Genomic DNA, 12,619 nt, shown 5'->3' with positions numbered 1-12,619 from the left:
TTTTCTGCTACTTACTGGTTCTCTGCTAAAACAGCGCCTTTTTGCGTAATACCACATAGCATCACTGGCATGGCTGCATAGATTTCATTGAACTGTTCGAGACCTTCAATGCCTTGCGCTTGCAATGTCGCAATCGAGGTTTCTGGATCGTACAGCATGCTTAGTGAAAGCAATACGCCGCCAAGTAGTGCATTATCTTCACTGTTTTCCGGCATCAGCGTTTCCCAGTCATCACGAGCCAGTTGCCATCCTTGTAATACGCCTTCACAAAAGTCTTTGGCTTCTTGAGTAACGATCTCTTCTTCATCCAAATCGCAACCTTCTGGCCATTGCCATTCGCCATCTAAAAGCGCTGGACGGTATTGATTCCAAAGCGTAATCACCGCTTGAGCGTAGTCTTCTAGCTGCTCGCCCGAAGTAAAGGGTGCAACTTCTTCACCGCCCCACAAAAACGGTAGCCATTCTTCTGGTGGCAAGGTGTGTGGAGCCGATGCCATAGAAGTGACGAAGCCTTGAGTTTGCGCGTTGTTGAGTAGTTTTCCTTCTAGCTCAGGAAGGGAAAGTATGTCTTTTAGTTCCAAAATGCTTTACCGTTAGGGCTAAATTATGAATATCTTGAGTATAGTAGCAAGCTAGGCTTCAATTACCTATAGCTATACTAAAGTAACGAGACATCTCAAGAAGATGCAGTTCATGCACACGAAGAAAGGAAGTCTTCTCTCGCTATGGTTATCAAAGAGTCGCTTAAAAAGAAAAGCATTATTGCACTCGCCGTATACCTGGCCGTGTTTATTGCCATCTTTGGCACTATCACTTATTGGGTGGTAGAGTCGCCCGTTCGTGCCAAGCTAGAACAAAACCTTGATATTCGAAGTGAATTCCTTGCCGCTGAGATCTCAGCACCTTTACATAGCTCCCTTGGCGTTTTAAAAAGCATCGTGGCCATGGGGGAGACCATTAGTGATCGCCAATCACTCGACAAAGCCCTATGCCAAGTCTTTAAACTGAATGATGGCATTGCCGTGAGCGGCGGTATATGGCCTGAGCCGTATTCCGTTGACCCCGATGTTAAGCTCTCCAGCTTGTTTTACAACCGTACCAGCACAGGCGAAGTCGATAAAATCGACTTGTGGAATAATCCTCAAACTGCGGGGTACCATATAGAGCCTTGGTATACCTCGGTAAAAGACACGCCAAGCAATACCATCAGTTGGTCTGAGGTTTATGTTGACCCTTATACCCACGTTCAGATGATCACCGCCTCCGCGCCTTACTATATCGACGGTGTGTTCGCCGGTGTCGCCACCGTGGATCTTTCGCTAGAAAATTTGATTGGCTTTGTAAAAAGTAAAGCGAGAGAGCACGATCTCGGCGTGATTGTTCGAGATGCCAATCAGCAAGTTATCACTGAACACAACTTTAGAGTTGAGCGCGGTATCTACATTAGCCAGCTGAGTTTCGGCGACTTTAACTGGAGTCTGGAAGTGGTCAACGCCAGAAGGCTGGTGGCCGATGAAGTGGCAGACATCGTTAAGAGTGTTGAGTTGGGTATTGTTCCTGTCATGCTGCTGTGCTTAATGTTTGGCTATTACCTTATCAACCAATACCTCATCAAGCCGATTGCGATCATTGCTAAAGAGGTGGATGAATCGCGCCATGGCGGCAGTATCGATATTAATTATCGCAGTCCAGACGAGATCCGTTATCTGATAGACAGTTTTAATCAAAAAACGGTGTACCTAGACCAGGAGCGTATGAAGGCGCAAGCCTCCACCAAAGCCAAAACCGCGTTCCTTGCAACACTGTCTCATGAGATCCGCACCCCAATGAATGGTGTACTCGGTACCGCGCAGATCTTGCTTAAAACCGATCTTTCAGTAGAGCAAAGAAAGCACCTCAAAACGCTGTATGATTCAGGCGATCATATGATGTCGCTACTCAATGAGATCCTCGATTACTCCAAAATTGAGCAAGGCCATATTGAGCTTGATAGCCACCCGTTTCCACTCAACTCCATTATTGGCAGTATACACAGCGTCTACCACACCTTGTGTAACGAGAAAGGCCTAAAGTTTAGCGTCTATTCCGATATTGAGGATGAGCGTTGGTACCAGGGTGATAAAGCGCGCCTGCGACAGATCCTGTTTAACCTGCTTAATAATGCCGTTAAGTTTACCTCTCAGGGCAACATTGAAGTGTTCTTGTCAGAGAAAATTGGAGTGGAGAAAAACACCCTAACGATTCGGGTAAAAGACACAGGTATTGGCATTGCGCCAGAAGCGCAAGCACGTATTTTCAAACCTTTTGAACAAGCCGAGTCGAGCACTACCCGCCGTTTTGGCGGAACAGGGTTAGGTCTTGCTATTGTGAAAGAGATTGCGCTGGTCATGGGTGGTGATATTAAACTGACCAGCCAAGAGGGTATTGGCTCTGAGTTTGAAGTCACGGTGAGGCTCGCAAGCTGTAAACCAAAACCGCTGGATGTACACATAGAGCGCAACCTCGACTATCGTGGTCTTAAAGCACTGATTGTTGAAGACAACCGCACCAACACCATCATTATAGAAACCTTTATGAAGCGGAAAGGCTTCATTACTTATTCCGTAGTCAATGGCGAAGAAGCGTTAAAAGCCGTTGCCACCCAAAACTACGACTTAATCTTAATGGATAACCACATGCCAGTGATGGACGGTGTGGAAGCCATCGCTGGTATCCGCAATATACCAGGCAAAGAAAAAGACACTCTTATCTTCGGCTGCACCGCCGATGTATTCAAAGAGACTCGTGAACGCATGATGGGTGCAGGCGCAGACTTTATTGTCGGCAAGCCTATTGATGAACGGATTCTCGACGACGCGCTTTATCAGTTCGCCAATAAACTGTTCCAGTTCAGCGGCCGAAAAGGCAGCAACGTGACGTCTCTAGGCGTTTCCAAATAAGGCGCTTCTAAATAGCCCACCTAACCGGTCGCCTAACTGGCGACTGGATTGCAAAAAGACCCCCTCTCAACCTTATCTACCCGCTAAGTAGCGATAGTGATCGCTAAACCGTTCACATATCAGTCCCTCTTATGTCATTAACCTACGAAAACATAACGCTAACTCCCTGATGAAAGGGGGTTTAGCGTTATGTTTGTAATTAAACTACAACAAATAGCGAGTTTGACTACTTTGAACGCCAAAATTGGTGATAAATTTACCTTTGAGTTTGAAATACGGTAGGTAAATCTGCCAAATTGGTGTTCTAATAGCGCCGTTATCTGGATGGTGGTAAATATCCAGTCATATGAGTCGATATTCGATTTTATGTTAGTTTATTGTCCTGTGAGATTGTAAGTGAAACCGAAAGCTCCTTTCTGTATTCGTAACGCGGCCGCTGATACCTTTGCAATGGTCGTGTTCTGTTTTGTGTCTGGTATGTTGATTGAAGTGCTTGTCTCAGGCATGACCTTCGAACAGTCATTGGCATCACGTTTGTTGTCTATCCCTGTGAACATCGCCATCGCATGGCCATATGGTGTATTCCGTGACTGGGCACTACGCCAAGGCGCGAAAGTATCGCCTTCTGGTCCTATGAAAGCGTTCTCGGATCTGGTCGCGTACGTCGCGTTCCAATCGCCAGTCTACGCAGCGATTTTGTTTACGGTAGGTGCATCAACAGACCAAATCATTACCGCAGTGTCGAGTAATGCGATTGTGTCTTGCGGAATGGGCGTCCTATACGGCTACTTCCTAGATCTATGTCGCCGCTGGTTCCGAGTACCGGGCTACTACCAAAGCGTATGATTTGCCGATCATTTGATCGAATTAATCACAAAGTAAGCAAACAATTAAAAAAGCGCAGCTTTTTTCCCTTTTAGGGTTGACCAAGCGGGGCGGAATCATTAAATTACCACCCCGTTAGCCAAGAGCGCTAACCAAATCAAAATACGGTGAGTTGTCCGAGTGGCTGAAGGAGCACGCCTGGAAAGTGTGTATACGGCAACGTATCGAGAGTTCGAATCTCTCACTCACCGCCAAATTCGAAGCCCCAGCAGAAATGCTGGGGCTTTTTAGTTCTCGCCGCTTGATACCCCCCTCAAGGGTTTTTACCAATCACCTGCTTCAACCTAGCCAACGTCTTCATAGACTCATTCGCCAACATCAAATCATAATCAGGATTATTCGCTTTCAACCAATACTGGCCTTGCTTGTCCTTCTGAACCACTCGTAGCAAATACTGGTTGTCACCTGACTCATCTTGAACTTCTACAGCCATCGTCTTACCAGTAATCGAGCCGGCTGAAGTCGACGTTACAAATTCAAAAAGAAGCAGGTCACCATCTAGAATCGGCGTTTTACCCCCATTCATTGAGTTGCCCGATGCACGCGCTAAAAAGTGCTTTTCTGGATTGAGGTTGGGAAGATCGATAGCCATCGACTCCATCTCATCGTGGGTGCCGGTTTTGAAGTGACCGCAGGCGATTTTTAGGTTTGGGAAATAGGGGAGTAGAGTCCCTTCATTGGCCGCTGGAGGTAGAGGTTCGGTTTGAACCGTAACTTGTTCGTCCTTTTGTAGAGCACGTTCGGCGTATTTTGCTAAATGGAAATCGATGAGTTCCTTGGTGAAGTCATGAAATGCGTCTCGAAGTGACGGCTCCACTGAGAAATTAGCTGTTAGCTTTCCGTCAACCTCTGCAAACCAGGTTTCGGCTTTGTTGCTGTTACCGCCAACGAAAGCGTTTATGGGGTTGTCACGCCAATACTTTATCCACGTTGCAGAGTTTGGCGCTAATTGTTGATTTGTCATGGAAAGATCTACCGCTTTTAAGTGCGGGTACCTTGCGAGCACGTGCCAGCTTTTTTCTGCTAGAACTTCGACTGTTGGAGGGTTGTTAAAGCCATCTAGTTCCAAATAGGCTTCGAGCAGTATCGCTTTAAAGCACTTGCTCATGCTCATTTTCTGGATGGCATCGAAAAAGAACTTTCCGTGTGGCTCGATTAACTGTTGAAGGCTTGAGTCATCCTCGACATTTGCGACGAGTTCGAGCCAACTACCATGTTGTTTGTTGACCTTTGAAAAGTCATACCCAGCTCGAAAGTACTCTACCGCTCTTGGTCGGAGGCCGAGGTGGTTGGTGAGTCGGTCGAACTCTTCTTTTGCGCTGAGGCGCATTTGTTTAGATATCTGTTGCCAGAAGTCGATGATTTCCGGGTCTAGGTTGACAAAGCAGCCTTTACCTAGGCTAGGTGTTTGCACAGTCTTTCCTCCTTGCCCTTCGATAGACTGTGGGGAAGCAATGCCTAACACTTCTTGTTTGTTTAAAAACGAGCGGTGATTTCCAATAAAGTCGAGCACAACTAGGTGACTTTTATTTTCGTGACGGCGAAGGCCGCGTCCTAGCTGTTGAAGAAAGATAATGTTTGACTCAGTCGGACGCAGCATTAAGACGGTGTCAATTGAAGGTAGATCCGTCCCCTCATTGAATAGATCGACCGAGAATAGGACTTGAACTTCCCCTTTATCGAGTTGAGTTAATGCTTCATTGCGTCGCACGGGGGAGTCGCTGTGTACAGAGAGTGCTTTTAGACCTTGGGATTCGTAGGTTTTGTTAAACTGCTCAGCCATGAAATCAGCATGTTTTTTCGAGACGCAGAATGCCAGCGTTCGCGATTGCTGCTTTTGTTGCCAGTGATTGAAAACGTGTTTTGCTCTTTGTGCGGTAGCAAACTGGGCATCGAGAGCGGCGGGGTCAAACTTACCATTTCGCCAAGGGATTTCCTGGTAGTCGACCGAATCATCCCAAATTCCGTAGTAGTGGAATGGGGTTAGAATTCCACTATCAATCCCGTGCACCAAATTGCGTTCAAATACCAAGTTGTCGTGACATAGAGAGAGTATGTTAGCTTGGTCGGTACGCTCCGGCGTTGCAGTCAATCCAAGCAGAAACTTAGGGTCAAAGTAATTGAGGATGTTTAAGTAAGTCTTTGCGCTCGCATGATGAAATTCATCCACCACGATGTAGTCAAAATAGTCCGGCGCAAAGTTCTTTAGGTGTTGTTGTTTACCCAAGCTTTGTACCGAGGCAAACAGCATCTCCTTGGACTTATCTTTGCTTTTGCCATGATAGTAGCCAGCGGATTTTTCTGGCCATAGCTTAGCAAAGGTATTGAATGCTTGAGTTAAGATCTCTTCTCGGTGCGCGACGAAAAGTATTCGCGTTGCCTCAATTTGTTTGGCATCGAAGGCAGAAAGCCATGTTTTACCCATGCCTGTACCCATAACAACAAGTCCGCGAATGTTTCCTTGCTTTCGTGTCTCACTGAGTGCGGCAAGCGCTTCTAATTGCGCTGAGTTGGGCGAGTAGTTGTCCTCGTCCAACAGAGTTGAATCGCCGACGGCGGATAGCTTAGGTGGCTGTCTGCGTTTTATGTAGGTATCAATCCACTCATCGTTGAGTAGCATGGCTGAGCGGTGGTGAAATAGCTTATCGAACTCATTGCGAATGTTTTGAAACTGTTTCGCTTGAGTGGATTCTTCAGGTTGCTGATAGTCGAACCTTAAACACCATTCATGGGCATCGGTCAGTGCCGACTTGCTGATGTTGTTGGAGCCAACAAAGGCTGTACCTTGGAACTCCGATTGATCCTCATCGCCCCGAACAAAGATGTATGACTTTAAGTGAAAACTGCGGTTTTGAGCCTCAAAAATCTTAACTTGTACGCCTTCTCCTTCCAACTCAACCAATGATCGTAAAGCGATAGGGTGGGTGATATGAAGGTAATCTGACGTTAAGATCCGTAGCTTTAATGGGCGTTCTTGGAGCAGACCTCGTTCAATGGCCTCATAGATACTCGGCAGTAGTAAATCTAACCCAGATGGCTGAATGAAAGACACTGCGATTTCAATCTCTGTCGCGTGGTTTATCGCATGAATGAGTTGCGGCAGTAGAGGGTCATCGCCTCCGGTGGTCAGAAGGTTGTCTTTGAGTATCAGTGATTGATGAGGCATGTTTGGTCTCCGAGCTCGAGGTTAAGCTTTAATCAGAATGGCATTTAACCACTTTTCCGATTCTCTACCTGGTCTCGCGTCAGAAGTTTTCCACGTTTTATCTATGACTAGTCCGGTTTGCGATAGCACGTCTTCGAGCTTTTTCTCGTTCATATCCGTGAAGTAGCGGCCATTGCGAACGAGTGCGGATTCGCCGTATTTGAATGAGCAATAAAAAACGCCATTGGCCTTGAGCAACTTACCAAGGTGGATAAAGGCGCTTGGTAGACTCTCAGCCTCGACATGCAAAAGAGAAGCGCACGCCCATATTCCATCAAAGCTATTAGGTTCGCCTGCGAAGGTATCAAATCTGGCGAGGGTGACAGGTTGTCCTAGATGACTCGATGCAAGACTCACCAGCGCCTCATTGGCATCAAATGCACTAACCTTAAAGCCAAGTTCGAGAAAGTGTTTACTGTCTCGGCCAGAGCCACAACCGGCATCGAGAATATTACCTTTCTGCTTGATAGTTGGCAGAAAATGCTCATACAGCTTTTGAACGTCAACACCAACAGTTGAATCAAAGAAATCTTGTGCGTGTTCGGTGTAGTAGTGGTTGGTAATGTTCATGGAGATGCTCGATTGTTGCTATTAGTCATAGTGTGCATCATCTATGTTTTTAGGTCTACTGTTGTAAGCTTTCGTCGTGATGTTAACTATCTGATTTTGTTAGTCTCAGAGTCGACTCTACACGTTAAGGCTAATCACCCCCACAACCATAGGCCACCACTAAGACCCCTCATAAGAATGAGTATCATGACGAATGTAATCTTTGGCCAAATCTTCTGTTCGGGTACTGGTGATCCAACATTTTACTTCCTTGATGTCGCCGTCGTCTTCTTTTGTGTACATATCAGACACTGCAAACGGCGGGATGACAGCGACAGAATCGATGGCAACGGCTTGTTCGCTTTCATCAAATGCGACGCAACGAACCTTAACGGCTTCAGCGTACGAGACTTTAATTCGCCAGTGAGTATCCGAGAGTGGTTGAATCTCATCACCAGTGATCACGAATGGTTTGTTTGGCCGCTTTGCTTCTGTATCAGGCGTAGCGGTCTCTTTTGCAAGTGCATGGGTGCAGGTGAGTGCAGCAAGCAAAACTAGGATTTTGTTAAATGTCATATTAACAACCCTCAATGGTTGGCCGTGTAAGTAACTGGAACATTACATGGATTTTCTAAAGAGATTAACTAGGACTTTCCCTAGTCCGAGCTTTACCCATTTACGCGGGGTTGATCGGTTTCAGTCGGTACTTCGCACGCCACTCTTGTCTTATTTCATTCGTTAACACCCATACCACCATGCTGCGCTTTAACCGCCAGTGACCTTGTTTGTCGGTGTAGACGCCGTTTTTCAGTGTCGGGTAATGGTTTAGGTCATGAATGCCACGATGATCCAGCCAGTGATAGAGTGCTTGCCGAGAACGTTTGTTTGTACCCATAGCAACCCAAAAAATGGTTGTTAGGCGCTGCACTGCAGAAGAGTGAATGGCAGTTTGAATCTGCACTTTTAACGCTTTCCACAAGTGAGAGAACCTAAAACGTAAACGCCATAAGCCAATCACAAGTAACACGCTTACAATGAGATTTTTGCGTTGTGCGTCCAGCCACTGCTTTGTATTTGAAGTCCAAAGCTCAATGCGCTGATCCAAAGGTAAAGGAGGTGCCGAGTTGACCATCACCGTAATGGCTGGCAGCGTAATGTCTTCTGCTGCATTTGTTGTTGTGTTCCACCACTGGAATGACAGTTCGGGTAGAGTGTATTGCCCTTTGTGAACAAAACGATAGTGAATATCAGTGCTGCGGGTTCCCGTCATATCTGCGCGGAATGATTGGGTTGTCGTTTGGCTGTTGCCGGTGCGAATTTCAACGCCTTCAATCTGGTTGATAAACGGCAGTTCTGAAATATATCGCCCCGGTAGATCAGTCACATTGAGCGAGACCGAACGGGTTACCGCGCCACCTTCGGTGATTTCTACGTCACTGACAGTTTGGTTTGCCGTGACCTTAGGAGAGGCAATCTTACCTTTTGCCGCCTCAGGAAGTGCGTTCACCGTGATCGCTAAGGGCTGTGTTGGAATAGTTATTATGTTGTCACCGCGGCCAAGGGTGATGTTGATGCTTGGCAAAGTGAACTCTCCAGGTTTGGCTGGAAATAATTCCAACTTTAATGCCGCTTTTTCAACGCGTTTGCCATTTTCTATAGGTCTGGTGTATTGCCAAAATGTGGTGGTTTGTTCAAAAAAGAGATCTTTGGCTGAAACAGCGTCAACGTTGATAACATCAGTAATCGCTGTGTCACTCACAAGCTCCAAGAAAACGGTATGGCGTTGCCTCTCTGTTAAGGTCTCTTTACCCAGCGTCCAGCGGGCATGATACTGTGTGTTCACAGTGCTTAGCTGCTGTGCGGGGGTAATAGAGAGGGGATCATCTGTCGTGATTGATGCTTTCGCATTGAAACTTGCCATGAGTACCATGCTAAATACAATGGCGCTACCTAGTTGACTGATGAGGCGTGTATTGCGAAATAACGTGCTCATTATTTCACCTCCTGTGGAGAGTGTTCGCTGTGAAGCTCTGGTTCCGCCATTTGCTGAAGTTGGATGGAGAATTTATTGCGTAGGAACACTTCAGGGTTGGATTTCACTTGTTCCAGCCAAATTTTTGTTAAATGCTCTTCCGCCATTAAATCTGCACTATTGATGACTTCAATTTTGTCTTCAGGCTCTTCAATTCCCATATCTTCTTCTAGGGTGGAAATAACATCGGCGGTCATGTCTTCGCCTGCAGTGCCTTGGCCTTGCGCACGATCAGCCATGAGGTCGAAAATCTCTTGAAGTAGAGCGAGGTTATGCAGCGCTTGTGGGTGCTGCGGTTCTAATTCCAGCACTTGTTCGAACCAACGCTCTGATGAACGAAAGCGGTCGATATGCAAATAGCTCAGAGCCACCTTGAAGCGTTTTTCGACAGAGTCTGGCTGATTGTTGAGCATAGTCAGCGCCCATTCCCACTGCTGATTGCGCATGAGGGATTCAATTTTCCAATCAGGATCGATAAAGGCTTGCGCCGCGCATGCATAATTGCCTTGATTAAAAAACCATTGTCCTTGCTGATCTGGAGTGAGGAAGAGCCTCATCGACAGAGAATCACAGGTAGCGAGATCCGTTGACGTATTTGCGAAAGCGGGCTTTGGTTGAAAAGCACTGAGTGCAACAACGCTGACCAAAACGCTAGGAGCCCAACGGATACTCCAGCCTCGGCGAAACCAAAGTAAGCTAAACAGCAGTGCAGGGAACACGAGATAAAATCCGGCTTCTTGCCATTGAATATCTTCATCCATTGGGTCGAAGTAACTGAAGCTGTCGATCCAGCGGGTAATGCTTTGAACGTCGCTGCTGTCTGGCGTGTTTTGAATCAGGCGGACACCCGAAGGGGAATCGACGGTTTCGTTGTAACCAAACTTCCAAACGATCATTTGATCACTGTAGGTACGCTCATAATTCTCTATGGCTTGAACCGCACTGTTATCAAGGCTGTCTGTGACAACGACAATGCTTGCAGGGATGCGATTCTCAGTGTGTTGCTGAGCAATCTGATCCAAGACAGCAGGCAGGTTTTTCCCTTGTCTAGGAACAAGGTTTGTTGATAAAGAAGAGAGATACAGCTCCAGCACTTCTCGGTCTTCTGTCGGTGGAATGAGCATATGAGCGCTGCCAGCATAGACATACGCACCAATAATCCCATCAGATTTGTACTCTAGGAGATCGGATAACTTCAGTTTGGCGTTTTCAAGGCGATTTGGCGCGATGTCGGATTCACCCATTGAACGAGATAGATCAACCACAAATAGAATCGGTGATTGGTTTTTTGCATGGGTATCCGGCTCCGGCTGCCATGTTGGACCAGCCACAGTGATAATCAACAGACCTAGGAAAAGTGGTAACAAGTTCTGAGGAGAAAACCAGCGTGTTTGGCTTCCTCCTGTATTAAGAAATGGCAACAAATGAGCGGCGATAGGAAGCTGCTCACTGTTGTCTGCTTTTCGCTTGAGGATATAGACCAAAATGCCTAAAGGAATGGCCAACAAGAGTAACCATGGTCGAATGAAATGAAATTCAGCCATTTAGGTCTCCTTTATTTGTATTACTTTGCCCGCGCAGTGCAGCAACAACTAGCGCTAAGATGTTGAGGATTAAACTGACAATAAGTGGCCAGTAATAGAGTTCTACTTTTGGTCGAATGGTATAGCTATCGAAAAGGGTTTCTTCGAGCTCGTTAAGTGCCTTGTACACGTCTACTAAATCTTGTCCGTTTAGTGCTTCAAATACCTGACCGCCAGTGTAATTAGCGATACGCTCCAACATATCCAAATCAATGCCATCCTCACCCACGTTGGTTGCGTCACCAATGGCGATGGGGTAGATAGTAATGTCGTTTTCACCGGCAAAATGAGCGGCGTCAATGGGAGGGTAATTGCTGGTGGTATCGCGCCCATCCGTCATTAGAATGAGGACTTTATTGGTACTTTCTGAATGCTCAAAGTGATTAACGGCAACGCCAATAGCATCACCGAGTGCCGTTCCAGACCCAGCCATGCGAACGTCCATTTCACTGAGTAACTGGGTAATAATAGAGAAATCATCAGTAAATGGGGCTTGTAAATACGCATCGTCACCAAAAGCAATAAGGCCGATCCGGTTGCCTTCACGCTGCACGAGGAAATCGTCGAGCAATAGTTTTACACCATCAACACGGCGAACATGGATGCCATCTGGGTCGACAAAGTCACGAGCCTCCATTGAGCCAGACAGATCAACGGCCACCATCATTTCACGACCACTTTTTTCTATTGAAACGGGCTCACCGAGCCAAACCGGCTTTGTTGCAGCGATAACCAAACATAGGTATGTCACGACAATAAGAAGACGTTGCCACCAAATAGGTGAAATCACCACAGCGCCAGAAGTAGGTTTAGAGCCTGTGACTTTAACTAATTTATCAAAGTGGCTAAAACGCAGTGCGGCGTGACGAGTGAAGTGTTTGGGGCTTAGAAACATCACCAACGGTAGCAAAATCAGTAGACCGAATAGAGGGTAAGAGAAGGTTAACATGTCACCTCCTTAAACCACTGTTTGATCGCTTGTCTATCGCCGGCAGTGAGATTAGGCGATGCGCGATAGCTGCTCTCCATTAATTGAGATACCTGTACTGAATGCAAAGTGGTCGCGCTGCTTTGACAGATGAATTGAGCAAACTCGTGGTTGGTCATTGTGCCGACATTGGATTTAGGCCAGTGTTGGTGTGCCAATTGCTTCATCAAATGCGCGATGGCGGCAATGTTCTGCTCGTAATCGTATTGTTGAAACAGCGCCCAAGCTTCGCGTAAGTAGGTGCGTTTAAGATACTGGTGATAGCGATGAGCAATATAGCCAAAGACCACGGTGATGGTGGCGAGCCCAATAAGCTGCCACATCAGCGTTTGTGGAAACCATGAAATAGCTTGAGGTGGAGAAATCCATTCAGCCCGTTTTACGAGGTGACTACCAAATTCGACAATTTGGCCTTGTGTAGAATTGCCCATAAAGTGC

Annotated in this window: 10 protein-coding genes and 1 tRNA gene; 3 read left to right on the top strand and 8 right to left on the bottom strand. The window is 46.6% G+C overall.

Annotation, left to right across the window (positions count from 1 at the left end; translation table 11 throughout):
• Positions 1–11: 11 nt before the first annotated feature.
• On the bottom strand, positions 12–581 hold the full coding sequence (locus ACVA6Q_RS13000) for a UPF0149 family protein (RefSeq protein ID WP_353496536.1): 570 nt from the start codon (positions 579–581) through the stop codon (positions 12–14).
• 144 nt (positions 582–725) lie between these two features.
• Between ACVA6Q_RS13000 and ACVA6Q_RS12995 the strand changes: the two genes are divergently transcribed.
• The 3 genes from ACVA6Q_RS12995 (at position 726) to ACVA6Q_RS12985 (ending at position 4,018) form a co-directional block, all read left to right on the top strand.
• Positions 726–2,939, top strand: a complete 2,214-nt coding sequence (locus ACVA6Q_RS12995) for an ATP-binding protein (protein WP_446647806.1) — start codon at positions 726–728, stop codon at positions 2,937–2,939.
• A 396-nt stretch (positions 2,940–3,335) separates the two neighbouring features.
• Entirely contained in the window at positions 3,336–3,785 is a 450-nt protein-coding gene (locus tag ACVA6Q_RS12990; RefSeq protein ID WP_042501949.1) for an L-alanine exporter AlaE, read from the top strand.
• 145 nt (positions 3,786–3,930) lie between these two features.
• Positions 3,931–4,018, top strand: a tRNA-Ser gene (locus ACVA6Q_RS12985).
• A 59-nt stretch (positions 4,019–4,077) separates the two neighbouring features.
• Here ACVA6Q_RS12985 and ACVA6Q_RS12980 read toward each other — a convergent pair.
• The 7 genes from ACVA6Q_RS12980 to ACVA6Q_RS12950 form a co-directional block, all read right to left on the bottom strand.
• The gene (locus ACVA6Q_RS12980) at positions 4,078–6,990 is read right to left on the bottom strand and encodes a DEAD/DEAH box helicase family protein (RefSeq protein ID WP_446647805.1); all 2,913 of its coding nucleotides are present in this window, start codon (positions 6,988–6,990) and stop codon (positions 4,078–4,080) included.
• Positions 6,991–7,011: 21 nt separating this feature from the next.
• Positions 7,012–7,593: a class I SAM-dependent DNA methyltransferase gene (locus tag ACVA6Q_RS12975; RefSeq protein WP_446647899.1), complete on the bottom strand. Its 582-nt coding sequence runs from the start codon at positions 7,591–7,593 to the stop codon at positions 7,012–7,014.
• A gap of 165 nt (positions 7,594–7,758) precedes the next feature.
• Positions 7,759–8,154, bottom strand: a complete 396-nt coding sequence (locus ACVA6Q_RS12970) for a hypothetical protein (protein ID WP_446647804.1) — start codon at positions 8,152–8,154, stop codon at positions 7,759–7,761.
• Between the two features lie 100 nt (positions 8,155–8,254).
• Positions 8,255–9,571: a hypothetical protein gene (locus ACVA6Q_RS12965; RefSeq protein ID WP_446647803.1), complete on the bottom strand. Its 1,317-nt coding sequence runs from the start codon at positions 9,569–9,571 to the stop codon at positions 8,255–8,257.
• Positions 9,571–11,154, bottom strand: coding sequence for a vWA domain-containing protein (locus tag ACVA6Q_RS12960; RefSeq protein WP_446647802.1), 1,584 nt, complete (start codon positions 11,152–11,154; stop codon positions 9,571–9,573). Before ACVA6Q_RS12960 ends, ACVA6Q_RS12965 begins: the two co-directional genes overlap by 1 nt.
• Positions 11,147–12,142 carry a VWA domain-containing protein gene (locus tag ACVA6Q_RS12955; protein WP_446647801.1) on the bottom strand — a complete coding sequence of 332 codons (996 nt, stop codon included), beginning with the start codon at positions 12,140–12,142 and terminating at the stop codon, positions 11,147–11,149. Before ACVA6Q_RS12955 ends, ACVA6Q_RS12960 begins: the two co-directional genes overlap by 8 nt.
• On the bottom strand, positions 12,136–12,612 hold the full coding sequence (locus tag ACVA6Q_RS12950; RefSeq protein ID WP_446647800.1) for a DUF4381 domain-containing protein: 477 nt from the start codon (positions 12,610–12,612) through the stop codon (positions 12,136–12,138). The genes ACVA6Q_RS12955 and ACVA6Q_RS12950 overlap by 7 nt, the downstream gene beginning before the upstream one ends.
• Between the last annotated feature and the right edge of the window lie 7 nt (positions 12,613–12,619).

This window comes from Vibrio sp. DNB22_10_4, from assembly GCF_052879755.1.
Note: the sequence above shows the minus strand (reverse complement) of the source record. Positions and strands in the feature narration are given on the sequence as shown.

What these genes read in the sequence shown, in the direction of transcription:
- ACVA6Q_RS12995 (WP_446647806.1), top strand. Translation starts at nt 726, where the DNA reads ATGGTTATCAAAGAGTCGCTTAAAAAGAAAAGCATTATTGCACTCGCC.
- ACVA6Q_RS12960 (WP_446647802.1), bottom strand. Translation starts at nt 11,154, where the DNA reads ATGGCTGAATTTCATTTCATTCGACCATGGTTACTCTTGTTGGCCATT.
- ACVA6Q_RS12980 (WP_446647805.1), bottom strand. Translation starts at nt 6,990, where the DNA reads ATGCCTCATCAATCACTGATACTCAAAGACAACCTTCTGACCACCGGA.
- ACVA6Q_RS12970 (WP_446647804.1), bottom strand. Translation starts at nt 8,154, where the DNA reads ATGACATTTAACAAAATCCTAGTTTTGCTTGCTGCACTCACCTGCACC.
- ACVA6Q_RS12965 (WP_446647803.1), bottom strand. Translation starts at nt 9,571, where the DNA reads ATGAGCACGTTATTTCGCAATACACGCCTCATCAGTCAACTAGGTAGC.
- ACVA6Q_RS12950 (WP_446647800.1), bottom strand. Translation starts at nt 12,612, where the DNA reads ATGGGCAATTCTACACAAGGCCAAATTGTCGAATTTGGTAGTCACCTC.
- ACVA6Q_RS12955 (WP_446647801.1), bottom strand. Translation starts at nt 12,142, where the DNA reads ATGTTAACCTTCTCTTACCCTCTATTCGGTCTACTGATTTTGCTACCG.